22 protein-coding genes and 1 tRNA gene are annotated in these 22,178 nt (G+C 64.2%); 18 read left to right on the top strand and 5 right to left on the bottom strand.

The genetic code is table 11. The annotated features are described in order from the left end of the window. Position 1: 1 nt before the first annotated feature. Positions 2 to 514 (bottom strand): DUF1579 domain-containing protein, encoded by a 513-nt coding sequence (locus ACFSQT_RS30390; protein ID WP_379025082.1) that lies wholly within the window; start codon positions 512 to 514, stop codon positions 2 to 4. A 176-nt stretch (positions 515 to 690) separates the two neighbouring features. On the opposite strand from ACFSQT_RS30390, the gene ACFSQT_RS30385 reads away from it, so the two are divergent. The 3 genes from ACFSQT_RS30385 to ACFSQT_RS30375 all read left to right on the top strand — a co-directional run bounded on the left by ACFSQT_RS30385 (position 691) and on the right by ACFSQT_RS30375 (position 2,156). Then, positions 691 to 846, top strand: a complete 156-nt coding sequence (locus ACFSQT_RS30385; protein WP_379025080.1) for a hypothetical protein — start codon at positions 691 to 693, stop codon at positions 844 to 846. A gap of 3 nt (positions 847 to 849) precedes the next feature. Then, the gene (locus ACFSQT_RS30380) at positions 850 to 1,113 is read left to right on the top strand and encodes a DUF1127 domain-containing protein (RefSeq protein WP_379025078.1); all 264 of its coding nucleotides are present in this window, start codon (positions 850 to 852) and stop codon (positions 1,111 to 1,113) included. Positions 1,114 to 1,325: 212 nt separating this feature from the next. Further along, on the top strand, positions 1,326 to 2,156 hold the full coding sequence (locus tag ACFSQT_RS30375) for a helix-turn-helix domain-containing protein (protein ID WP_379025076.1): 831 nt from the start codon (positions 1,326 to 1,328) through the stop codon (positions 2,154 to 2,156). 10 nt (positions 2,157 to 2,166) lie between these two features. Here ACFSQT_RS30375 and hisN read toward each other — a convergent pair whose 3' ends face one another. Both hisN and ACFSQT_RS30365 read right to left on the bottom strand, forming a co-directional pair. Beyond that, complete coding sequence (gene hisN, locus ACFSQT_RS30370) at positions 2,167 to 2,940, bottom strand: histidinol-phosphatase (RefSeq protein ID WP_379025074.1); 774 nt, start codon at positions 2,938 to 2,940, stop codon at positions 2,167 to 2,169. 372 nt (positions 2,941 to 3,312) lie between these two features. Beyond that, positions 3,313 to 4,254 carry an N-formylglutamate amidohydrolase gene (locus tag ACFSQT_RS30365; RefSeq protein ID WP_379025072.1) on the bottom strand — a complete coding sequence of 314 codons (942 nt, stop codon included), beginning with the start codon at positions 4,252 to 4,254 and terminating at the stop codon, positions 3,313 to 3,315. Positions 4,255 to 4,417: 163 nt separating this feature from the next. Here ACFSQT_RS30365 and cpdR point away from each other — a divergent pair, with 163 nt between their 5' ends. Continuing rightward, positions 4,418 to 4,780 (top strand): cell cycle two-component system response regulator CpdR, encoded by a 363-nt coding sequence (gene cpdR / locus ACFSQT_RS30360; protein ID WP_010911372.1) that lies wholly within the window; start codon positions 4,418 to 4,420, stop codon positions 4,778 to 4,780. A 197-nt stretch (positions 4,781 to 4,977) separates the two neighbouring features. Then, positions 4,978 to 5,052, top strand: a tRNA-Val gene (locus ACFSQT_RS30355). 93 nt (positions 5,053 to 5,145) lie between these two features. On the opposite strand, the gene ACFSQT_RS30350 is transcribed toward ACFSQT_RS30355, so the two are convergent. Next, positions 5,146 to 6,300: a dihydrodipicolinate synthase family protein gene (locus tag ACFSQT_RS30350; protein WP_379025070.1), complete on the bottom strand. Its 1,155-nt coding sequence runs from the start codon at positions 6,298 to 6,300 to the stop codon at positions 5,146 to 5,148. A gap of 238 nt (positions 6,301 to 6,538) precedes the next feature. Here ACFSQT_RS30350 and ACFSQT_RS30345 point away from each other — a divergent pair, with 238 nt between their 5' ends. The 13 genes from ACFSQT_RS30345 to ACFSQT_RS30285 all read left to right on the top strand — a co-directional run bounded on the left by ACFSQT_RS30345 (position 6,539) and on the right by ACFSQT_RS30285 (position 21,179). Next, positions 6,539 to 7,597 (top strand): LacI family DNA-binding transcriptional regulator, encoded by a 1,059-nt coding sequence (locus ACFSQT_RS30345; protein WP_379025068.1) that lies wholly within the window; start codon positions 6,539 to 6,541, stop codon positions 7,595 to 7,597. Next, the gene (locus ACFSQT_RS30340; protein WP_379025066.1) at positions 7,594 to 8,610 is read left to right on the top strand and encodes a Gfo/Idh/MocA family protein; all 1,017 of its coding nucleotides are present in this window, start codon (positions 7,594 to 7,596) and stop codon (positions 8,608 to 8,610) included. Before ACFSQT_RS30345 ends, ACFSQT_RS30340 begins: the two co-directional genes overlap by 4 nt. After that, complete coding sequence (locus ACFSQT_RS30335; protein ID WP_379025064.1) at positions 8,607 to 10,208, top strand: acyl CoA:acetate/3-ketoacid CoA transferase; 1,602 nt, start codon at positions 8,607 to 8,609, stop codon at positions 10,206 to 10,208. Before ACFSQT_RS30340 ends, ACFSQT_RS30335 begins: the two co-directional genes overlap by 4 nt. After that, the gene (locus tag ACFSQT_RS30330) at positions 10,201 to 10,977 is read left to right on the top strand and encodes an enoyl-CoA hydratase/isomerase family protein (RefSeq protein ID WP_379025062.1); all 777 of its coding nucleotides are present in this window, start codon (positions 10,201 to 10,203) and stop codon (positions 10,975 to 10,977) included. Before ACFSQT_RS30335 ends, ACFSQT_RS30330 begins: the two co-directional genes overlap by 8 nt. Before the next feature lie 15 nt (positions 10,978 to 10,992). Then, the gene (locus ACFSQT_RS30325; RefSeq protein WP_379025060.1) at positions 10,993 to 12,504 is read left to right on the top strand and encodes an aldehyde dehydrogenase family protein; all 1,512 of its coding nucleotides are present in this window, start codon (positions 10,993 to 10,995) and stop codon (positions 12,502 to 12,504) included. A 59-nt stretch (positions 12,505 to 12,563) separates the two neighbouring features. Then, positions 12,564 to 13,817 (top strand): ABC transporter substrate-binding protein, encoded by a 1,254-nt coding sequence (locus ACFSQT_RS30320; RefSeq protein WP_379025058.1) that lies wholly within the window; start codon positions 12,564 to 12,566, stop codon positions 13,815 to 13,817. A gap of 103 nt (positions 13,818 to 13,920) precedes the next feature. Further along, entirely contained in the window at positions 13,921 to 14,877 is a 957-nt protein-coding gene (locus ACFSQT_RS30315; RefSeq protein ID WP_379025056.1) for a carbohydrate ABC transporter permease, read from the top strand. Beyond that, positions 14,874 to 15,818 carry a carbohydrate ABC transporter permease gene (locus tag ACFSQT_RS30310; protein ID WP_379025054.1) on the top strand — a complete coding sequence of 315 codons (945 nt, stop codon included), beginning with the start codon at positions 14,874 to 14,876 and terminating at the stop codon, positions 15,816 to 15,818. Before ACFSQT_RS30315 ends, ACFSQT_RS30310 begins: the two co-directional genes overlap by 4 nt. A 4-nt stretch (positions 15,819 to 15,822) precedes the next feature. Then, complete coding sequence (locus tag ACFSQT_RS30305) at positions 15,823 to 16,938, top strand: ABC transporter ATP-binding protein (RefSeq protein ID WP_379025052.1); 1,116 nt, start codon at positions 15,823 to 15,825, stop codon at positions 16,936 to 16,938. Between the two features lie 5 nt (positions 16,939 to 16,943). Then, complete coding sequence (locus tag ACFSQT_RS30300; protein ID WP_379025050.1) at positions 16,944 to 18,446, top strand: GMC oxidoreductase; 1,503 nt, start codon at positions 16,944 to 16,946, stop codon at positions 18,444 to 18,446. Then, entirely contained in the window at positions 18,443 to 19,204 is a 762-nt protein-coding gene (locus ACFSQT_RS30295) for a 3-ketoacyl-ACP reductase (RefSeq protein ID WP_379025048.1), read from the top strand. Before ACFSQT_RS30300 ends, ACFSQT_RS30295 begins: the two co-directional genes overlap by 4 nt. A 12-nt stretch (positions 19,205 to 19,216) precedes the next feature. Further along, positions 19,217 to 20,845 carry a GMC family oxidoreductase gene (locus ACFSQT_RS30290; protein WP_379025046.1) on the top strand — a complete coding sequence of 543 codons (1,629 nt, stop codon included), beginning with the start codon at positions 19,217 to 19,219 and terminating at the stop codon, positions 20,843 to 20,845. A gap of 16 nt (positions 20,846 to 20,861) precedes the next feature. Then, positions 20,862 to 21,179: a Dabb family protein gene (locus tag ACFSQT_RS30285; RefSeq protein WP_379025044.1), complete on the top strand. Its 318-nt coding sequence runs from the start codon at positions 20,862 to 20,864 to the stop codon at positions 21,177 to 21,179. Positions 21,180 to 21,327: 148 nt separating this feature from the next. On the opposite strand, the gene ACFSQT_RS30280 is transcribed toward ACFSQT_RS30285, so the two are convergent. Continuing rightward, the gene (locus ACFSQT_RS30280; RefSeq protein ID WP_379025042.1) at positions 21,328 to 22,173 is read right to left on the bottom strand and encodes an EamA family transporter; all 846 of its coding nucleotides are present in this window, start codon (positions 22,171 to 22,173) and stop codon (positions 21,328 to 21,330) included. Positions 22,174 to 22,178: the final 5 nt, after the last annotated feature.

The following is a 22,178-nucleotide window of genomic DNA, read 5'->3' as shown; positions in this document are numbered from 1 at the left end:
CTCACGCCTGGCGGGCGAACTCCATGACCCAGTTGGTCTCCCAGCTCGCGCCACCATCCTGCGAGAAGGCCTGCTCCCAGCGCGCCGAATTCTCCCTGATCCCTGACCAGAGAAAACGAACCTGGATCGGCCGTCCGTCGAAGACATGGTCACACAGGAACGTGCCGACGCCGTCGGTGAACGCGCCGCGCACCGGCACGTCGATGGTCAGCGGGTTGCGGCCATCGATCCACCAGATCGACCATTGCCGTGTCGCCGGATCGAAGGTCCGCACCGTGGCGGCGCGATAGGCGCCGCCCGGCAGCTCGATCACATTGTCGTCGACATTGCCGAGCCCGCCGAGCAGCGGGCGCACCTCGCATGTGCCGGGGAATTCGTCCCAGTTGGTGTCGCCGGCAAGGCGCTTTTGCAGCCTTCGATGACTGACATCCCAGCCGCCGAAGAAGAAATCGAAATCGCCGCGGCCGTCCGCCGGGATGTCGTTGGCGCGGCTGGCTGTTGATTGTGTCGGCATGTCAGGTTCTCCCTCTGGAAAGGCTCTTCCATAGTCCGTCCCAACTGACACCCTGTTGTCAGTAGGGATGGACCGGCAACGCCCGCGGCAGGCAAAGTGCTAAAGATTCTGACAGCCCGCGCCATCCCGGAATGCTCATCTGCCCGCGTCGAACTGAACGCCATGGAGATGAGATCATGACCGAGAAAACCTGCGCCGCCTGCGATTGCCAGCTGGACGCCAACCCGATCCGCGTCAAGGTCGGCGGCAAGACCGTCGAAGTCTGCTGCGAGGAATGCGCGCAAGCGCTGAACGAAGCCGGCGCCTCGGCAGCCGGCGCCAGCGAGGACTGAGCGATGCGCCACGATCATATTGCCGCGACGCAATGCCTGGCCGGCACGATCCCCGCACTCAAGCCGACGGCCCGTGCCTCCGGCACCACGACGATCCAGCAGTCCCTGCGTGCACAATTCAATGCGGCTGCCGGCTGGATCGGCCGCCAGATGGAAAGGCGCCGTAGCCGCCGCGCTTTGCTCGAAATGACCGACGACCAGCTCAAGGACATCGGTCTGTCGCGCGGCGAGGCCTATGGCGAATTCTCACGCCGGTTGTGGGATTAATGCATGTCGCCCAAAAGTGGTCCGGTTTTGGGGCAACGACATGCATGAAACAAAGACTTAGAGCGCGGCGCGTGACGCCGTTTTCAACGCGACGCGCTTTAAGGGGCGGCCAGACTGGAAGTCTCCTGACAGGAATGGGCAAGCCGATTGCGTAGAGTGTCTGGTGCAATGCCGGACCCATGCTCCGGCGCAAGGGAAAGAGCGCAACGGCCATGTCGCAATTCACGGTTCAGCCGCTTCTCGACACCGGCACCGTCAGGGTGCGGGACGTCGTCTGCGGTGGCCAATGCCGGCACAGGAGCGAAGAAGAGTGCACGTCGGCCACGCACCTGGTGTTTCCCTATCGCGGCGTCTTCGTGCGCCATGTCGGCCGCAACGACGCCGTCGCGGAAGCCAATCAGCTGGTGTTCTTCAACGAGGCGGAAGCCTATCGGATCAGCCACCCCGTCGAGGGCGGCGACGCCTGCCTCGATCTCGTCGTCGAGGAGGCTCAGCTGCTGGAACTGGTGCCGAAGGAACAATTGCGCACCGGCGCCACTCCCGCGTTTCGCCGCCAACGCCGGCGCATCGACCCGCGAGCGCAGGCACTGGTGGCTTTGCTGCGCCACAGCCTGAGCCGCAACGTCGCCGAGACGCTCGAGGCCGAAACCCTGGCGCTGACGCTGGTGCGGCGTTCTCTCGGCGAGCGGACCTCGCATGTCGCCGGCGCCAGCCCGGGCCGACAGAAACTGGTCGACCGCGCCAAGCTGGTTTTGTCCTCGGATCTGTCGCGGCGCTGGACGCTGGCTGAAATTGCCGCCGAGGTCGGCGTCTCGCCGGTCTACCTCACGCAAGTGTTCCAGCAGGTCGAGGCGATGCCGCTCTATCGCTATCACCTGCGCCTGCGGCTGGCGCGTGCGCTCGACCTGCTTGGCCGCTACGACAATCTGACGACGCTCGGTATGGACCTTGGCTTCTCCAGCCACAGCCATTTCAGTTCCGCGTTCAAACAGGTCTACGGCCGCACGCCGGCGGAATTCCAGCGTTCGATCAAGCCGCGCTGAAGCCTGAAGATCAGCCGCGCAGCGCGGCCATAGCGGCCGCATGCAACTCCGGCGTCGCAGCCGCCAGGACGTCGCCACCCTTTTCCGCCGGCCCACCGTCGAATGTGGTGATGATGCCACCGGCCTTTTCGATGATCGGGATCAGCGCCACGATGTCGTAAGGTTTCAGTCCGGGGTCCACGGCGATGTCGACGCTTCCCGACGCGATCATGGCGAAGGCATAGCAATCGGCGCCGTAGCGGGCGAGCTGGACCTGCTTCTCGAACTGGTCATAGCGCTTGCGTGCCTCGCCCTTGAACAGCGCCGGCGTGGTGGTGAACAGCGTCGCATCGGCGAGACTGGTCGTCTTGCGGGTGGTCAGCTTGCGCGGCCCGCCCGGCCCCTCATAGTGCGAGCCGGAGGCGTTGGCGTAGTAAAGCTCGCCGGTGAACGGCTGCGACATCATGCCGGCGACGGCGTCGCCGTCGACCGTCAGACCGACCAGCGTCCCCCATACCGGCAGGCCGGAGATGAAAGCGCGCGTGCCGTCGATCGGGTCGATCACCCAGACATACCGGCTCGAAATGTTCTCGCTGCCATGCTCCTCGCCGAGGATGCCATGGTCGGGATACTCTCCCGATATCAGCGCCCGGATGGCACGTTCAGCCTCGCGATCGGCTTCGGTGACCGGGTCGAAACTGCCCTTTTCCTTGTTGGCGACCGCGCCCTGGCTGCGAAAGCGCGGCAAGGTTTCCGCCGCCGCAGCCTGCGCGATGCGGCGCATGAAATCGATGCTGATATCCAACTGATTCTCCCGCATTGCAGCATGTCCGAGCCGTGCTCTGCCGCCGATCTTCTAGCAAAACAAGGGTGTTCGACGATTTTTCCGCAACGACACCTGTTGCCCAAATGTCACGCCAACGTCATCGAAACGCAATTTCCACATCAGAGTGAATTAAAAAAGCCTGAAGGTCGCTTGACATTTGTGCAGCGCACAATACCCTCATCCTCGGACAGGTTTTCCTGTCCATGCCCTCCTTGGGCGTTTCCTCCCTAGACTTCGACCGTATCGTGCAAACGATGCGGTCTTTTTTTACGCCGAAAATCCTGATGCATGCCGCCCAAAAAGCGTGAAGCGGCTTTGGGACAACGACCTGCATAAAAACAAGGCGCGATTTCACTCCGCGGCCAGCGGCAGGTCGATGAAATGATGGTCCGGCATTGCCATCAGGTCCGCCGAAAATCGCGTCAGATCGTCGGCCAGCGCGTCGAAGCCGGCGGCCTTCTCGAATGTCCGCTCGTTCATGTAGAGCCCGCGATTGACCTCGATCTGCAGCGCGTGCAGATAGCGCGCCGGGCGGCCATAGTGCTCGGTGATGAAGCCGCCGGCATAGGGCTTGTTGTGGGCGACGGCGTAGCCCATCGCGGTGAGCAGGCCGATCGCGGTCTCGGTCAAGGCCGCGGTGGCCGAGATGCCGAAACGGTCGCCGATGATGAAATCCGGCCGCAGGCCGTTGTCGCCAACGCGGATGCTCGCCGGCATCGAATGACAGTCGATCAGCACGGCAAAGCCGAAACGCGCATGGGTTCTGGTCAAAAGCCGTTTCAGCGTCTCGTGATAGGGCTTGTAGACGGCCTCGATGCGGGCGACCGCTTCGGACAACGGCAAGCGGCCGGAATAGATGTCGAGCCCCTCGCCGACCAGCTTGGGAACGGTGCCAAGCCCGCCCGCCACCCGCGCTGACCTGATGTTGCAGAAGGACGGCACCGGCTCGGCGAACATGCGCGGATCGAGTTCCCACGGCTCGCGGTTGACGTCGAGATAGGCGCGGGGGAAGTTCGCCGCCAGCATCGGCGCACCCAGCGCCACGGCGCCGCCGAACAGCTCGTCGACGTAACAGTCTTCCGAACGGCGGATGGCGTTGCTGTCCAGCCTTGCCATGGCAAGGAATCGCTCCGGATAGTAGCGGCCGCTATGCGGTGAGTTGAAGAGGAAGGGGACGCGCTGCTCGACGCCCGACCGGATTTCGAAGGGTGGAAAGACCGAAAAATCCTCGGCTGCCGTCTTCAATTTGAACGAACCCGAAAACACCAGTGCATCATGATGTGAAGGTGCCACCTTGCTGGCCGCGTGTCCAGCATTTCGGCGGCCGCACGTGCCGGGCAAATATGGATCATCCCCATTCTCGTTCACTTGATGTTTACCCTCACCTCCTCATATACAGGATGGTTAACGGGCTTGCGCAACGGCAACCTCGGGCGGGTGATTCGGACGGGATAAGATGGCACGCATTCTTCTGGCGGAAGACGACGACGATATGCGTCGGTTCCTCGTCAAGGCGCTGGAGCGCGCCGGTTACCAGGTCAGCGATTTCGACAATGGCGCCAGCGCCTATGAGCGACTGCGCGAGGAACCGTTTTCGCTGCTGCTGACCGACATCGTCATGCCGGAAATGGACGGCATCGAGCTTGCCCGCCGCGCCACCGAGATCGATCCAGACCTCAAGGTCATGTTCATCACCGGTTTCGCCGCCGTTGCGCTGAACCCGGATTCCAAGGCGCCGAAAGACGCCAAGGTGCTGTCGAAGCCGTTCCACCTGCGCGACCTCGTCAACGAGGTCGAAAAGATGCTGCACGCGGCCTGATCCGCTTTCCGAGCCAATGCATGTCGCCCAAAAGTGGCTCCCGGTTTTGGGAGAACGACATGCATAAAACGAAGACCTAAAGCGCCGCGCGCTTTAGGCGTCAGTGCCCGATAGCCGCTGCGGCGAGACGACGCCTTCTTTCCTTTTTCCTGCTATTGACGCGCTGGATCAAAAATGGTGTATGCGCGGCTTCGGATGGGCGTGTAGCTCAGCGGGAGAGCACTGCATTGACATTGCAGGGGTCACAGGTTCAATCCCTGTCACGCCCACCATCCAACCCAGAAGATCTTACATCGGCATAATCGCGCGGCAGAGCAGCAAGCCCGCGAGGGTATCCGTGCCGAGAGCCAGCCGCCTCGTGAAGCTCAGATGCCAGCGACGGCGCACAGGTTCTTCATCTTGGCAACCGCGAGTTCCGGATCGGCCAGCAATCCGGCCCGGTCGGCAAGCCGAAAGACATCGGCATAGTGGCGGATGCCGCGCGCCGACTGCATGCCGCCGACCATGGCGAAGTGGTCCTGGTGGCCGTTCAGCCAGGCCATGAAGACGATGCCGGCCTTGTAATATTCGGTCGGCGCCTCGAAGATTTTTCGCGATAGCGGCACGGTCGGGGCCATCAGCGCGTCGTAACCGGCGCGGTCGCCGTCCGCCAGCCTCGCCAGTGCCGCGTTGGCGACCGGCGCGATGGCGTCGAAAATGCCGAGCAGCGCATGCGAGTGTTTCCTGCTGTCGCCCGCGATCAGTTCGGGATAGTTGAAGTCGTCGCCGGTGAACATGACGACGCCGTCCGGCAGCCGGTTCCTGAGCGCGACCTCCTTGCCGGCATCGAGCAGCGAGATTTTTATCCCTTCCACCTTCCCGGCATGGCGTTCGATGATAGCGACGACGGTGTCGAGCGCGGCCTCGAAATTCCCGCTGCCCCAATAGTTTTTCAGCGCCGGATCGAACATGTCGCCCAGCCAGTGCAGGATGACCTTGCCGGACGCCTGGCTCAGGATGCGGTCGTAGACGCGCGCATAATCGTCCGGACCCTTGGCGACGGCCGCCAGCGCGCGGCTGGCCATCATGATCGCCTTGCCGCCCTGCCCTTCGATGAAGGCGAACTGCTCCTCATAGGCGGCGATGACATCGTCGAGCGTCCAGGCGGCGGCCGGCGCCAGATGGTCGGTGCCGGCGCCCGAGGCGAGATCGGCGCCTTCGACGGTGCGCGCTTCGGCGATCGAGCGGCGGATCAATTCCTGCGCATTTGCCCAGTCGAACCCCATGCCGCGCTGCGACGTGTCCATCGCCTCGGCAATGCGGAAGCCGAGCCGCCACAGATGATGACGGAACGCCATCGTCCTGTCCCAGTCGACCACCGGTTTCGACCACGGATCGGTCATCCCTAACGGATCGGCGACGACATGCGCGGCGGCGTAGGCGATGCGCGAAAACCGCGCGCCGATCACCGGCTGCACCGGCTGGCCGACCAGCGCGTAGCGGCTACCGCGGCCACCCTCACCAGGCAAGGCAATGTCCATCGATCTCTCCCTTCGTCGTGCCTATAAATGGAACGTTCCAATAAATCAAGCACCTCTAGGATTCACGGTTCATTCACAGGCAAATGCTGCGCCGCAGCACAAAAGGCCCCTTATAGAATGGGCTTCTCAGCCTGAGTCTGGTCAATTTTTCGAATTCGGAAAGAACCTTGATTGACTCCGGGCGGGAGGAGTGATTAGAACGTTCCAATAGATTTGACCTAGAAAACCGGGAGGATGCATGGCCAGCCGGGCCAAGGCAACGATATTCGACATCGCCCGCGAAGCAGGCGTGTCCAAATCGACGGTATCGCTCGTGCTCCAGGGCAGCGGGCTGATCCGGCCCGAGACCGCGGTCAAGGTTCGCAAGGCGATCGAGGATGTCGGTTACGTCTACAACCGCGGCGCCGCCAATCTGCGCAAGGCTCACTCCAACGTCATCGGCATGGTCATCAACGATCTCACCAATCCCTTCTTCGCCGAACTGGCGGTCGGCATGGAGCGCGTCTTCCAGTCGGCCGGCATCGTGCCTTTCATCGCCAACACGGCGGAAAATCCGGTGCGCCAGGAAGAAGTGCTGAAATCGCTGATGGAGCAAGGCGTCGCCGGCCTCATCGTGTCGCCGGCGCGCGGCACGACGCCGGGCGCCTTCCGCCGGCTGGAGACGGCGGGCGTTCCGGTCGTCTTCGCCATGCGCCGGTTGCCTGAAAGCCGCATCCCGGTGATCGCGCCCGACAATCATCGCGGCGCCTACCTTGCGTCAGCCCATCTCATCGGCAAGGGCCATCGCCGGCTGGCCTTCTTCGGCGGCTCGTCCGACCTCGTGGTCTATCATGAGCGGTTGGGCGGCTTCCGCGAAGCCTGCGAGACGCTTGGCATCGCCGCCCGCGACATGACCGTCGTCGAAGGCGAGACCAGCCGCAGGGGCGGCATAGCTTGCCTGGAAACCGCCCTCGCAACATCCGAACCGCCGACCGCGGCACTCTGTTTCAACGACGCGGTGGCTTTTGGCGTCATGCTGGCGCTGCGCAAGCGCGGGCTTGAGCCGGGAGCGGATTTCGCCGTCGTCGGCTTCGACGATGTGGTCGAGGCCGAACACTACACGCCGGCGCTGACCAGCGTCTCCGTGGACACCGCCGGCCTTGGCGAACGTGCCGCCCATGTCATGCTGAAGATGATCCAGTCGCGCACGACGCGGGCCGAAGATCATATCGGTGCGGTCAATCTGGTGGTCCGGGAAAGCTGCGGTCCAGACCGCCGCGCCCGAAACAGGCCCACAGGAATGGGAGGCGCGGCATGAGCGTCAGATGGGGCTTGATCGGCGCCAGCACGATCGCCAGACAGTTCATGATCAACGCCATCCGCGCGCAAGGCGAAGGCGAGATCGCGGCGGTGATGAGTTCCAACCCCGAGCGCGCCACGGCCTATGCCAGGGAAAACAACATTCCGCTTGCCGTCTCGACGCTTGATGCTTTGCTCGGTGCGGACATCGACGCCGTTTACATCTCGACCACCAACGAACTGCATCTCGAACAGGCGCTCGCTGCCATCGAGGCGGGAAAGCACGTGCTGTGCGAAAAGCCGCTGGCGCTGACCAGCGCCGATGCGCGCAGGATGGTTGCCGCCGCCAAGGTCGCCGGCATCGTGTTCGGCACCAATCACCATCTGCGCAACGCCGGCGCACACCGCGCCATGCGCGACGCCATCGCCGCCGGCCGTATCGGCAAGCCGATCGCCGCGCGCGTCTTTCATTCCGTCTACCTGCCTGACAATCTGCAGGGCTGGCGCATCACGAAGCCGGAAGCAGGCGGCGGCGTGGTGCTCGACATCACCGTGCACGATGCCGACACGCTGCGCTTCGTGCTCGGCGACGATCCGGTCGAAGTCTCGGCCTTCACGCAATCGGCCGGCATGGCCGGCAGCGGGCTGGAAGACGGCGCCATGTGCATCTGGCGCTTCAAGTCCGGTCTCATCGCCCAGTCGCATGAAGGCTTCACCACCAAATTCGCCGGCACCGGTTTCGAGGTGCATGGTTCGGAAGGTTCGCTGATCGCCAGCAACGTGATGACGCAAAAGCCGGTCGGTTCGGTGCTGCTGCGCACAGCCAACGGCGAGGAAGAGCTGAGCTTCGACCGCGAGGATCTCTACGCAAGGTCACTGCGTCAGTTCCATGCCGCGATCCGCGGCGACTGCCAGCCTTCCGCCACTGGCGAGGACGGCATCTGGTCGCTCACCGCTGCCGAGGCCGCACTGCAATCGGCCAACTCCGGCAAGGCCGTCAAGATCGACCCGAAACTCGGGAGCATGAATTGAGCAAGATCGTTTCGGCGGCTGAAGCCGCGGGCCTGATCAAGGACGGCATGGTCGTGTCCGTGTCGTCGTCGAGCGGTCTCGGCTGCCCGGATGCGGTTTTGGCCGCGATCGGCGAGCGCTTCGACAGCGAAGGCCACCCGAAGGCTATCACCACGCTGCACCCGATCGCCGCCGGCGACATGTACGGCATCAAGGGCATCGACCATCTGGCCAAGCCCGGCCTGCTGAAGCGCACACTGTGCGGCTCCTATCCGTCCGGTCCTTCCTCGTCCGAGCCGCCGCAGATCTGGAAGATGATCGGCGACAATTCGGTCGCCGCCTACAATGTGCCGTCCGGCATCCTGTTCGACATGCACCGCGAGGCCGCCGCCAAACGGCCGGGCGTGCTGACCAAGGTCGGCCTCGACACCTTCGCCGACCCCCGCCACCAGGGCTGCGCCATGAACGCGGCCGCCAGCGAGCCGATCGTTTCGGTGCAGCAGTTCGACGGCGAGGAATGGCTCTATTTCCGCTCGATCGTGCCGCAGGTCTCGATCATCCGCGCCACCACATCCGACGAGCGCGGCAATCTCACCTACGAACATGAGGGCGCCTATCTCGGCGGGTTGGAGCAGGCGCTGGCGGCCAGGAACAATGGTGGTGTCGTCATCGCGCAGGTCAAGCGCGTCGTCGAGAACGGCACGCTGAAGCCGCATGACGTACGCGTGCCCGGCGTGCTGGTCGACCACATCGTCGTCGCGCCCGACCAGTTGCAGACGACGCTGACACCCTATGATCCGGCGATCTCGGGCGAAATCTTCCGGCCGCTGTCGACCTTCCGCAATGCCGAGATGAACGTCCAGAAGGTGATCGCGCGCCGCGTCGCCATGGAGCTTCGCGACGGTATGGCCGTCAACATCGGCTTCGGCATCTCGGCCAATGTGCCGCGCATCCTTCTCGAGGAAGGCCAGCACGGCAAGGTCACCTGGGTGATCGAACAGGGCGCCGTCGGTGGCGTGCCGCTGCTCGACTTCAAATTCGGCTGCGCCTCCAACGCCGAGGCGATCATGCCCTCGCCGCACCAGTTCATCTATTTCCAGGCCGGTGGCTTCGACGCCTCGCTGCTGTCCTTCCTGCAGATCGACCGCCACGGCTCGGTCAACGTATCGAAGCTGTCGGCACGGCCGCATGTCACCGCCGGCGCCGGCGGCTTCGTCGACATCACGGCGCGGGCCAGGAAGATCGTCTTTTCCGGTTTCTTCAACGCCGGCGCCAAGTTGTCACTGGCCGATGGCGGCATCCGCATCGACCAGGAGGGCAAGGTCAAGAAGGTGGTCGCCGAGGTCGAGCACATCTCCTTCTCGGGCAAGCGCGCGGTCGGACAGGGGCAGGACATCACCTACGTCACCGAGCGCTGCGTGATGAAGCTGACGCCGGAAGGATTGGTGGTAACGGAGCTGGCGCCGGGTATCGACCTGCAGCGCGACGTGCTGGCGCAGGCCGAGATTCCGCTCGGCGTCGCCAAGGACCTCAAGACGACGCCGGAGGATCTCTACCAGGATCGGTTGATCGGCCTGTCGCTGAATGGTGGCGCCTCGCTTGGGGGTGCGCATGGCTGAGCCTCTCGTCACCTTCGAGCAGGATGGCGTCATCGGCGTCGTCACGCTGCGCCGGCCGGAGAAATTCAACGCGCTGGACATCCCGATGCTGCGAGCACTGGAAACGGCGCTCGACACGGCCGAAGCGGCCAGCGACGTTCGTGTCGTGCTGCTGCGCGGCGAGGGCAAGGGCTTTTGCGCCGGCGGCGATGTCGAGGCGTGGGCGCAGATGGGTGCCGCCGACTTCCAGGTGCAATGGGTGCGCTACGGCCACCGCGTGTTCGACCGGCTGGCGCGGCTGCGGCAGCCGACCATCGCCGTGCTGTCCGGCCATGCGCTGGGCGGTGGGCTGGAGCTGGCGGTTGCTTGCGATTTCCGTGTCGCCGAGGCGCATGTTAAATTGGGCTTCCCCGAAACCTCGATCGGCGTCGTCCCCGGCTGGTCGGGCACGCAACGCGCGGTGCGCCGCTTTGGTGCGCAGACGGTGCGTCGGATGGCGCTGGGCGGAGAAGTTTTTCCTGCTCCCGAAGCGCTGGCCCTGGGCGTGGTCGATCGGGTGGTCGAAACCGGCAGTGGCTTGGCCGAAGCCAAGGCCTGGGCCGAAAAGATCGCCGAGCGCGGACCGCTGGCGACGGAAGCCGCCAAGCTGATGATCGCGGTCGCCGAAGGCGAGGACAGTGCCGCGGCAACGGAAGCGCTGGCCAGCGGCTTCATCGCCCTGACCGACGATCTCAAGGCCGGCGTCGGCGCTTTCAAGGCCAAACAGAAACCAGCATTTTCAAGATCCTGAGGATTCCACGGTTAGATGAACGCCCCTCTCAACATCATCATGCCGGCCGAGGCATCCGCAGCGCCAAAAACCTACCGGCTGCTGATCGATGGCAAACATGTCGATGCCCGCGACGGCCGCACGCTGGAACGCAAGAGCCCCGGCCACGGCTTCACCGTCTCGCATTATGCACAGGCCGGCGAAGCGGAAGTCGAAGCCGCCATGCAGGCCGCGCACAAGGCGTTCGAGACAGGCCCCTGGCCGCGCATGAAGGCGGCCGAGCGCGCCGCGATCCTGCTCAAGACGGCCGACCTGATCGAGGCACGGCTGGAAGACATCGCCCGGCTCGACGCGCTGGAATCGGGCAAGCCGATCGCCCAGGCGCGCGGCGAGATCGGCGGCGCCGTCGATATCTGGCGCTACGCCGCATCGCTCGCCCGCACCTTGCACGGCGAATCCTACGCCAATCTCGGCGACGCCATGCTGGGCGTCGTGCTGCGCGAGCCGATCGGTGTCGTGTCGATCATCACGCCGTGGAATTTCCCCTTCCTCATCGTCAGCCAGAAGCTGCCTTTCGCGCTCGCCGCCGGCTGCACCGCCGTCGTCAAGCCGAGCGAAATGACCTCGGCCTCGACCTTTGTGCTCGGCGACATCCTGATGCAGGCCGGCCTTCCCGCCGGCGTCGTCAACATCCTTGCCGGTCTTGGCGCCGATGTCGGCGCGCCGATGGTCGGGCATCCCCTGGTCGAGATGGTCTCGTTCACCGGCTCCACCCGGGTCGGCAAGATGACCATGGCGTCAGCCGCGCAATCGCTGAAGAAAGTCTCGATGGAACTCGGCGGCAAGAACGGCCAGATCGTCTTTCCGGACGCGGACCTCGAAGCGGCGGCCGACGCTGCGGTTTTCGGCGGCTTCTTCAATGCCGGCGAATGCTGCAATGCCGGCAGCCGGCTGATCGTGCACGAGGCGATCGCCGACGATTTTCTCGCCGCCGTGAAGGCGCTTGCTTCCAGGGTGATCGTTGGGGATCCGCTCGACGACCGAACCAAGGTCGGCGCGATGATCTCGTCCGACCATCTGGCCAAGGTAGCCGGCTACGTTGCGGCAGCGGCAAGCGACGGCAGCAGCGTCTACAGCGGCGGCAAGCAGTTGGCCTCGAACGCCGGCCAGTACCTCGATCCCACCATCATCCGCGGCGTCACCGAGGATATGGCCATCGCGCGCGAGGAAGTGTTCGGGCCGGTGCTCTCGGTGCTGACTTTTGAATCGATTGAAAAGGCGTTGCACATCGCCAACAACACGCCCTATGGTTTGTCGGCGGGCGTGTGGAGCGCTAGCATCGACACTTGCATGTCGGTGGCGCGTAGGGTGCGTTCGGGAACCGTCTGGGTGAACACATTCATGGAAGGTTATCCCGAGTTGCCCTTCGGAGGCTACAAGCAGTCCGGTCTCGGACGCGAACTCGGCAAACGCGCCGTCGAGGACTATACCGAAGAAAAGACCATCCAGTTTCATCGCGGCCAACGCACCGGATGGTGGGTCGGCTGAGTTGAGAAGAACCCGGCGGGCACCCGCCGGTCGTGTAGATGCAACAAGGGAGGAAGTACATGTTGCGCAAACTGCTTATCGGAACGGCTCTCGCATCGGGCCTTGCTTTCGCGGCCCATGCCGAGGACGTCAAGGAAGTCCAGATGCTGCATTGGTGGACGTCGGGCGGCGAAGCGGCTGCTCTCAACGTCCTCAAGGGCGACCTGGCCAAGGAAGGCTTTGCCTGGAAGGACGTGCCGGTGGCCGGCGGTGGCGGCGACGCTGCCATGACCGCGCTGAAGGCGATGGTCGCGGCCGGCAACTACCCGACCGCCTCGCAGATGCTCGGCTACACCGTGCTCGACTATGCTGCTGCCGGCGTCATGGGCGACCTGACCGAAACGGCGAAGAAGGAAGGCTGGGACAAGTCGGTTCCGGCCGCGCTGCAGAAGTTCTCGGTCTATGAAGGCAAGTGGGTCGCGGCTCCGGTCAACGTCCACTCGGTCAACTGGCTGTGGATCAACAAGGCTGTCATGGACAAGATCGGCGGCACCGAGCCGAAGACCTTCGACGACTTCGTCGCCCTGCTCGACAAGGCCAAGGCGGCAGGCGTGATCCCGCTCGCTCTCGGCGGCCAGAACTGGCAGGAAGCCACCATGTTCGACTCGGTCGTGCTGTCGACCGGCGGACCCGAGTTCTACAAGAAGGCCTTCAACGACCTCGACGACGCTTCGCTCAAATCCGACACGATGAAGAAGTCGTTCGACAACCTCGCCAAGCTCGTCACCTATGTCGACCCGAACTTCTCGGGCCGCGACTGGAACCTGGCCACCGCCATGGTCATCAAGGGCGATGCCCTGGTGCAGGTCATGGGCGACTGGGCCAAGGGTGAGTTCCACGCCGCCAACAAGACCCCGGGCACGGACTTCCTGTGCTATCGCTTCCCGGGCACCGACGGCTCAGTGATCTACAACTCCGACATGTTCGGCATGTTCAACGTTCCGGACGACCGCAAGGCCGCCCAGGTCGCGTTGGCCACCGCCACCCTGTCGAAGAGCTTCCAGTCGGCCTTCAACGTCGTCAAGGGTTCGGTTCCGGCTCGTACCGACGTTCCGGACACCGACTTCGACGCTTGCGGCAAGAAGGGCATCGCCGACCTGAAGGCAGCCAATGACGGCGGCACGCTGTTCGGCTCGCTGGCCCAGGGCTATGGCGCGCCTCCGGCGGTCGCCAATGCCTACAAGGACGTCGTCTCGAAGTTCGTCCATGGTCAGATCAAGACCTCGGACGAGGCCGTGACCGAACTGGTCAAGGCGATCGACGACGCCAAGTAAGCGCCACACACCAAAACGCCTTCCCCGCTCCGGCGGGGAAGGCCCAGATCCGCGAACTTAGATCCGCGAACCTGGTTGGCCTCGTGTCGACGGGAGGAGCCCTATGAGTACGGTAGCGACAAGCCAGATCAAGCTGACGCCGGAGCACGCCCGTCCGCGCGCCTCGGTGCGCTCGCGCCTGCAGGACGCGCTGCCGAAGATCGTGCTGGCGCCGAGCTTCGCCATCACCATCGTCTTCGTCTACGGCTTCATCCTGTGGACGATCTACCTGTCCTTCACCAATTCCAAGACCTTCCCGTCCTATGTCATCACCGGCCCGCGCGCCTACCAGCGGCTGTGGGGCTGGACCTTCGACACCGACCCGCCATCGAGCTGGTACACGTCGATCACCAACATGGGCATTTTCGGTTTTCTCTACATCTTCATATGCCTGGCGCTCGGCCTGTTCCTGGCCATCCTGCTCGACCAGAAGATCCGCGGTGAAGGCATGCTGCGGCCGATCTACCTCTACCCGATGGCGCTGTCCTTCATCGTCACCGGCGTCGCCTGGAAATGGTTCCTCGATCCCGGTCTCGGCCTCGAGCAGACCTTGCATCAGTGGGGCTGGACGAGCTTCCATTTCGACTGGATCAAGAACAAGGACTTCGTCATCTACACCGTGGTCATCGCCGGCGTCTGGCAGGCCTCCGGCTTCATCATGGCGATGTTCCTGGCCGGCCTGCGCGGCATCGACGGCGAGATCATGAAGGCGGCGCAGATCGACGGCGCCACCACCTTCCAGCTCTATCGCCGTATCGTTATCCCGCTGCTGCGGCCGATCTTCCTGTCGGCTTTCATCGTGCTCGCGCACCTCGCCATCAAGTCGTATGACCTGGTCGTAGCGCTGACCAGCGGCGGCCCCGGCGGCTCGGCCTGGCTGCCGTCCAACTTCATGTATGAGTACACTTTCAAGCGCAACGAGATGGCCGTCGGCTCGGCCAGCGCCGTGATCATGCTGATGACCATCGTCGCCATCATCGTGCCTTACCTCTATTCCGAACTGCGGGAGAAGCCGCGATGAGCGCCGTTACCACTCCCGCCCGCCAGGCCTCCGGCGGCATCAACGTCAAGCTCGTCAACCGCATCGTCATCTACGGGCTGCTGGCGCTGTTCGCGCTGTTCTACCTGGTGCCGCTGTTCGTCATGCTGGTCACCTCGTTCAAGACCATGGACGAGATCCAGAACGGCAACATGCTGGCGCTGCCCCAGGCGCCGACCTTCGACCCGTGGCTGAAGGCCTGGGGCGAGACCTGCGTCGGCCTCACCTGTGCCGGCATCAAGGGCTATTTCTGGAACTCCATCAAGATGGTGGTTCCCGCCGTGCTGATCTCGACGATGCTCGGCGCACTCAACGGCTACGTGCTGACCAAATGGCGCTTCCGTGGCGCAACGCTGGTGTTCGGGCTGATGCTGTTCGCCTGCTTCATCCCGTTCCAGTCGGTGCTGTTGCCGATGGCGACGATCCTCGGCAGCCTCGGCCGTTTCGGCGTGTCGCTGCAGAATTCGATCGGAACGAGCTTCGGACTCGGCAATTCCACGGTCAACCTCGTCTTCGTCCACGTCGTCTACGGCATCGGCTTCACCACGCTGTTCTTCCGCAACTACTACGAAGCGTTCCCGACCGAACTGGTCAAGGCGGCACAGGTCGACGGCGCCTCCTTCTTCCAGATTTTCCGCCGCATCATGCTGCCGAACTCGATGCCGATCTTCGTCGTCACCGTCATCTACCAGTTCACCAACATCTGGAACGACTTCCTGTTCGCCTCTGCCTATGCCGGCACCGGCGACGCGATGCCGATGACCGTGGCGCTCAACAACGTCGTCAACACCTCGACCGGCGTCGTCGAGTACAACGTCAACATGGCGGCCGCGATGATCGCCGCCCTCCCCACCCTTCTCGTCTATGTGCTCGCCGGCCGCTATTTCGTGCGCGGTCTGATGGCGGGCGCCGTCAAAGGATAATCTGATGGCTTTTCTGGAAATTGATGGTCTGAGAAAGCGCTTCGGCCAGGTCGAGATCCTCAAGGGGATCGATGTCGAACTCGATAAAGGTGGTTTCCTGGTGCTGGTCGGCCCGTCCGGCTGCGGCAAGTCCACGCTTCTGAACACCATCGCGGGCCTGGAGACGATCACCTCGGGCGAAATCCGTGTCGAAGGCCGCGCGATCAACGATCTGCACCCCTCCAAGCGCGACATCGCCATGGTGTTCCAGAGCTATGCGCTCTATCCGAACATGACGGTGGCCGGAAACATCTCCTTCGGCATGGAGATGCGCGGCGTGCCGGCGGCAGAGCGCCAGAAGGCGATCGACAAGGTGGCCAAGGTGCTGCAGATCGGCCACCTCCTGCAGCGCAAGCCGAGCCAGCTTTCCGGCGGCCAGCGCCAGCGCGTCGCCATGGGCCGGGCGCTGGTGCGCGACCCAAAACTGTTCCTGTTCGACGAGCCGCTGTCGAACCTCGACGCCAAGCTGCGCGTCGACATGCGCATCGAGATCAAGCGCCTGCACGCGACCACCGGCACCACCATCGTCTACGTCACCCACGACCAGATCGAGGCGATGACGTTGGCGACCAAGATCGCCGTGATGCGCGACGGCGAAGTGCAGCAGTTCGGCACGCCGGCCGAGATCTACAACAACCCGACCAATCTCTTCGTCGCCGATTTCATGGGTTCGCCGGCGATGAACCTGATCCCGGCGACGATCGGCACCAACGGCAACGCGCTCTCCGTCGTGCTGCAGCGCGAGGCGCGCGAGCCGATCTCGCTGCCGATGGCCAATGCGCCGGCGGGCCTGTCGGCATTCCAGGGCAAGCCGATCATCTTCGGGGTCCGCCCCGAAGCGCTGACCGATCCGGAAGGCGCCGAGCGCAACGCCTCGAACATCGCCACCGCCGACTGCCACATCGAGGTTGTCGAGCCGGCAGGCTCCGACACCTTCGCCGTCACCAATCTCGGCGGCAAGGGCGTGGTGGCGCGGCTGCGCGCCGATGCCAACATCCAGCCAGGCACCAGCACGCCGCTCGCCTTCAACCTGACCAAGGCGGTGTTCTTCGATCCGGCGACCGAAAACCGCATTCTCTGACCGAGATGATAAATCCCGATATCGTCATCATCGGCTCCGGCATCGGCGGCGCCACGATCGCCTCCGGTCTGGCCGGCAGCGGCGCCTCGATCCTGATGCTGGAGCGCGGCGAGCCCTTGCCGGCAACACCGCATGCGCGCGACACGCGTTCCATCTTCGTCGACGGCCACTACCGGCCGAAGGAGATGTGGCGCGAAGCCGGCGGTGCGGCCTTCAATCCCGGCAACTACTACTATGTCGGCGGCAATTCGAAGTTCTACGGCGCGGTGCTGATCCGCTACCGCGAGCAAGACTTTGCCGCCATGGAGCATTTCGGCGGCGTCTCGCCAGCCTGGCCGTTTTCCTATGAAGAGTTCGAGCCCTGGTATTCGAAGGCCGAGCAACTGTTTCGCGTGCGCGGCACGCTGGGCGAGGACCCGACCGAGCCGTTCCATTCGATCCCCTATGCCTACAAGCCGGTGCCGGACGAGGCGCCGATCGCGCGTGCCCGCGCCGAACTCAAGGGCCTCGGCCTGCATCCGGCCTCGCTGCCGCTCGGTGTCGACATCGACACCTGGCTGAAGGACGGCAAGACCGGCTGGGATGCTTTCCCGAACAGCGGCCAGGGCAAGGTCGACGCGCAAACGGGACCGCTGACGGCGGCGCTGACCGACCCGAACATCAAGCTCGAGACCGGCGCCTATGTCGAATATCTCGAAGCCTCGGCGGACGGAAAAGCCATCGCCGCCATACACTACCGCCAGAACGGCGCGTTGAAAAAGCTGACGCCGAAGCTGGTCATCCTCTCCGCCGGCGCGGTCAATTCCGCCGTCATCCTGCTGCGCTCGCCCTCTCCAGGTGGCAAGGGCCTTGCCAACCGCTCCGACCAGGTCGGCCGCAACTTCATGAACCACAATTCCAGTGCCATGCTGGCGATCGATCCGCGCCGCCGCAACGATGCCGTCTACCAGAAGACGCTGATGCTGAACGATTATTATCTCTCCGGCGGCAAAGGCGGCAAGCCGCTCGGCAACGTCCAGCTTCTCGGCAAGATCGACGGCAACATCCTCAGCGCCAATGTGAAGTTCGCACCCAAATTCGCGCTCGATTTCATGGCCGGCCACGCCGTCGACTGGTACCTGATGTGCGAGGACCTGCCCGATCCCGAAAGCCGCATCATGGTCGACGGCAAGGACATCGTCATGCAGTGGCGGCGTTCCAACATGCAGTCGCTCGACGGGTTGACCAAGGTGATGCGCGAGAACTTCCGCGCTTGCGGCTATCCAATCGTGCTGTCGCGCCCCTTCGACAAGCGCACGCCCTCGCACCAGTGCGGCACCGTCAAGATGGGCGACGATCCGGCGACGTCGCCGCTCGACCCCTTCTGCCGGTCGTTCGACCACCGGAACCTGTTCGTCGTCGATGGCGGCTTCCTGCCGAATTCGGCCGCCGTCAACCCGGCCCTGTCGATCGCCGCGCAGGCGCTGCGCGTCGCCGAGCATATTCGCAAGAGCGAGCTTTCCGCATGAGCCGCCCGGCAGCCATCGTCACCGGCGGCGCGCGCGGCATCGGCCTTGCCTGCGCCCAGGCGCTTGCCGATGCCGGCTTCGATATCCTTGTCGCCGACCTCGCCGAAAAACTCGCTGGCGGACTTGCCACCGACATCACCAGGCACGGCGCGAAGTTCGCCTATGTCAGCTGCGATATCGCCGATCTCGGCGGCCATGAAGCACTGGTCGAGGCCGCAATGCGCGCCTTCGGCCGCATCGATTGCCTGGTCAACAATGCCGGCGTCGGCGCCGTGGTGCGCGGCGACCTCCTGGAGCTGAAGCCGGAGAACTTCGACAAGGTGCTCGGCATCAATCTGCGCGGCACCGTGTTTCTCAGCCAGGCCGTCGCCAAAGCAATGCTGGCTGCACCTGGCGATCACCCGAAATCGATCATCACCATCACTTCGGTCAGCGCCGAAATGGCGTCGTCGGAACGGCCGGATTACTGCATCTCGAAAGCCGGGCTGTCGATGTGGGTGAAGACCCTGGCGCTCAGGCTCGCCGCCGAAGATATCGCTGTGTTCGAGGTGAGGCCGGGCATCATCCGCACCGACATGACCTCAGGCGTGGCCGCCAAATACGGCGCCTTGATCGACGGTGGGCTGGTGCCGGCCAAGCGCTGGGGCGAAGCGTCGGACATCGGCGCAGTGGTGGCGACGCTCGCCACCGGCAAGCTAGGCTTTTCGACCGGCTCGATCATCAATGTCGACGGCGCGCTTTCCGTGCCGCGGCTGTAAGTGGACAGTGTCATGACCGACTACATCATCGTGGGCGCCGGCCCGGCCGGCTGCGTTCTGGCCAACCGGTTGAGCGAGGATCCAGCGAATTCGGTTTTGCTGCTGGAGGCCGGCGGCAAGGACTGGCATCCCTACATCCACATGCCGGCGGGCTTTGCCAAGATGACCAAGGGCATTGCTTCGTGGGGCTGGTCGACCGTGCCGCAGCAGCACATGAAGGACCGCGTCTTCTGGTACACGCAGGCCAAGGTGGTCGGTGGCGGCTCCTCCATCAACGCCCAGATCTATACGCGCGGCAATGCCCGCGACTACGACGCCTGGGAGAAGGAAGAGGGTCTCGCCGGCTGGGGCTATCGCGACGTGCTGCCCTATTTCAAACGCGCCGAGAACAACCAGCGCTACGCCAACGACTTTCACGGCGACCAGGGCCCGCTCGGCGTGTCGAACCCGATTTCGCCGCTGCCGATCTGCGAAGCCTATTTCCGCGCCGGCCAGGAGATGGGCATTCCCTTCAACCCGGACTTCAACGGCGCCAGCCAGGAAGGCGTCGGCTACTACCAGCTGACCCAGAAGGATGCGAAGCGCTCATCCGCCTCGGTCGCCTATCTCAAGCCGATCCGCGCCCGCAAGAACCTGACCGTCAGGACCGATGTGCTGGTGACCCGCATCGTCGTCGAGAACGGCCGCGCCGTCGGCGTCGAGATCGTCGACAGGCCGGGTGGCGAGAAGAAAATCCTGCGCGCCGGGCGCGAGGTGATCGTCTCCTCCGGCGCCATCGGCTCGCCGAAGCTGTTGATGCAGTCGGGCATCGGCCCCGCCGACCACCTGAAGTCGGTCGGCGTAACGCCGGTGCATGACCTGCCCGGCGTCGGCTCCAACATGCAGGACCATCTCGACCTGTTCGTCATCGCCGAATGCACCGGCGACCACACCTATGACAATTACGCCAAGCTGCACCGCATGGCCTGGGCCGGCCTGCAATATCTGCTGCTGAAGAAGGGACCGGTGGCCTCCAGCCTGTTCGAGACCGGCGGCTTCTGGTACGCCGACCCGACCGCCGCCTCGCCCGACATCCAGTTCCATCTCGGCCTCGGCTCCGGCATCGAGGCCGGTGTCGAGAAGCTGAACAACCCGGGCGTCACCCTGAACTCCGCCTTCCTGCGGCCGCGCTCGCGCGGCACGGTGCGGCTGAAAAGCGCCGATCCGGCCGACCACCCGCTGATCGATCCGAACTACTGGTCCGATCCCTACGATCGCGCCATGTCGATCAAGGGGCTCAGGCTGGCGCGCGAGATCATGCGCCAGAAGGCACTTCAGCCCTTCGTGCTGCGAGAGGTGCTGCCCGGTCCGTCGCTCGCCAGCGACGACGAGCTGTTCGACTATGCCTGCCGCAGTTCCAAGACCGACCACCATCCGGTCGGCACCTGCCGCATGGGCCACGACGGCATGGCGGTGGTGACGCCGGACCTGCGGCTGCGCGGCATCGAGGGCCTGCGGGTCTGCGACGCCTCGGTCATGCCCCGCGTGCCCTCCTCCAACACCAATGCGCCGACCATCATGGTCGGCGAGAAAGGTGCCGACCTGATCCTCGGCCGCGAGCCACTGCCGCCGGCCGTGTTTTCCGGAAACCGCGCGGCTTAAGGGGAACGACAATCCGATGATCAGGCACTGTGTCTTCGCCAAGTTTCGCAACGATGTTCCCAACGCCGAGCGCGTGGCGATCCATGCCGATCTCGAGGCGCTGCGACAGGTGATCGACGGCATGGACACGGTCAAGTTCAGCGCCAATGTCAGCCCCGAGCCGTTCGCGCGCGGCTTCACCCATGGCTTCACCATCGACTTCCGCGATGATGCCGCCCGCGACGCGTATCTGGTGCACGAGGCGCATCAGCGCGCCGGCGCCCGGCTGGTTGCGGCGCTCGAAGGCGGCACCGACGGATTGATGGTCTTCGACCTCGATCTTACGAGAAAGTGACCGCGCGGCGTTCCGAAAGCCGGCCTGGAGCATGATGCCGAAAAGTGTGAAGCGGTTTTCGGACGACATCATGCTCCATCTCTTTGAGTTAGAGCCGGATGATTTCAGGCCGATTCGACCTGAAATCATCCGGCTCTAACGGCAGCAGTCAGCCCAGCCTGAGCGCCACAACGCCGGCGACAATGCTGAGCGCGGCGGCTCCGCGCCAGCCCGTCATCTTCTCGCCGAGCGCGAAGACCGAAATCATCATGGCAAACAGGATCGAGGTCTCGCGCAGCGACGCCACCGAGGCGATCGGCGCCTTGGTCATCGCCCACATCACGATCCAGTAGGCGGCACCGCTGAGCACGCCGGTGAACAGGCCCGCCTTCCAGTCGCGCGCCAGCACCGGCAGCGCCTTCGGGCCGCGAAAGATGAGGCACAGCACCAGCGCTCCAAGCGCATCGCAGATGAACAGCCAGGCGGCGTAGCTTTGCGCCGTGGCGGCCAGCCGTGCGCCACTGCCGTCGGAGAGCGTATAGCTGGCGATGAAGATCGAGGTGCCCAACGCAAAGCCGACCGCGCGCAAATTGAGCTTTTCCAGACGCGCGCCGCCGCGAAACGACATCACCAGCGTGCCGGCCGACAGCAGAAAAATGCCGAGAATGGCAAGCGGCGCCGGCACCTCGGCGACCACGAACATGCCGCCAAGGGCTGCCAGCAGCGGTGCTGTGCCGCGCGCCAGCGGATAGGTCTGGGCGAAATCACCCGCCTGGTAGGCGCCGATCAGGAAGGTCCGGTAGCCCATGTGGAAGATCACCGAGGCCACGATGTAGGGCCACACTTCTGCTTTCGGCACTTCGACGAAAGGCAGCACCAACAGCGCTGCGGCGCCCATGCCGAGCGTCATCAGCGTGATCGACAGGAAGCGGTCGAGATGGACCTTGACCAGCGCGTTCCAGATCGCATGCATGGCGGCGGCGGCAAGCACGGCGGAGAACACGAACAAGGTCATTGCCG

It is taken from the genome of Mesorhizobium calcicola, from assembly GCF_042682105.1.
In the GTDB taxonomy this organism is placed as follows: Bacteria; Pseudomonadota; Alphaproteobacteria; order Rhizobiales; family Rhizobiaceae; genus Mesorhizobium; species Mesorhizobium calcicola.
The sequence above is the reverse complement of the archived record's forward strand: the minus strand, read 5'-3'. Positions and strand labels throughout refer to the sequence as shown.

Coding starts and splice junctions, on each gene's coding strand:
- ACFSQT_RS30330 (WP_379025062.1), top strand. CDS start 10,201: ATGGCTGAGCCTCTCGTCACCTTCGAGCAGGATGGCGTCATCGGCGTC.
- ACFSQT_RS30320 (WP_379025058.1), top strand. CDS start 12,564: ATGTTGCGCAAACTGCTTATCGGAACGGCTCTCGCATCGGGCCTTGCT.
- ACFSQT_RS30350 (WP_379025070.1), bottom strand. CDS start 6,300: ATGGACATTGCCTTGCCTGGTGAGGGTGGCCGCGGTAGCCGCTACGCG.
- ACFSQT_RS30380 (WP_379025078.1), top strand. CDS start 850: ATGCGCCACGATCATATTGCCGCGACGCAATGCCTGGCCGGCACGATC.
- ACFSQT_RS30285 (WP_379025044.1), top strand. CDS start 20,862: ATGATCAGGCACTGTGTCTTCGCCAAGTTTCGCAACGATGTTCCCAAC.
- ACFSQT_RS30325 (WP_379025060.1), top strand. CDS start 10,993: ATGAACGCCCCTCTCAACATCATCATGCCGGCCGAGGCATCCGCAGCG.
- ACFSQT_RS30345 (WP_379025068.1), top strand. CDS start 6,539: ATGGCCAGCCGGGCCAAGGCAACGATATTCGACATCGCCCGCGAAGCA.
- ACFSQT_RS30295 (WP_379025048.1), top strand. CDS start 18,443: ATGAGCCGCCCGGCAGCCATCGTCACCGGCGGCGCGCGCGGCATCGGC.
- ACFSQT_RS30290 (WP_379025046.1), top strand. CDS start 19,217: ATGACCGACTACATCATCGTGGGCGCCGGCCCGGCCGGCTGCGTTCTG.
- ACFSQT_RS30375 (WP_379025076.1), top strand. CDS start 1,326: ATGTCGCAATTCACGGTTCAGCCGCTTCTCGACACCGGCACCGTCAGG.
- ACFSQT_RS30315 (WP_379025056.1), top strand. CDS start 13,921: ATGAGTACGGTAGCGACAAGCCAGATCAAGCTGACGCCGGAGCACGCC.
- ACFSQT_RS30300 (WP_379025050.1), top strand. CDS start 16,944: ATGATAAATCCCGATATCGTCATCATCGGCTCCGGCATCGGCGGCGCC.
- ACFSQT_RS30340 (WP_379025066.1), top strand. CDS start 7,594: ATGAGCGTCAGATGGGGCTTGATCGGCGCCAGCACGATCGCCAGACAG.
- ACFSQT_RS30280 (WP_379025042.1), bottom strand. CDS start 22,173: ATGACCTTGTTCGTGTTCTCCGCCGTGCTTGCCGCCGCCGCCATGCAT.
- ACFSQT_RS30385 (WP_379025080.1), top strand. CDS start 691: ATGACCGAGAAAACCTGCGCCGCCTGCGATTGCCAGCTGGACGCCAAC.
- ACFSQT_RS30310 (WP_379025054.1), top strand. CDS start 14,874: ATGAGCGCCGTTACCACTCCCGCCCGCCAGGCCTCCGGCGGCATCAAC.
- cpdR (WP_010911372.1), top strand. CDS start 4,418: ATGGCACGCATTCTTCTGGCGGAAGACGACGACGATATGCGTCGGTTC.
- ACFSQT_RS30390 (WP_379025082.1), bottom strand. CDS start 514: ATGCCGACACAATCAACAGCCAGCCGCGCCAACGACATCCCGGCGGAC.
- ACFSQT_RS30305 (WP_379025052.1), top strand. CDS start 15,823: ATGGCTTTTCTGGAAATTGATGGTCTGAGAAAGCGCTTCGGCCAGGTC.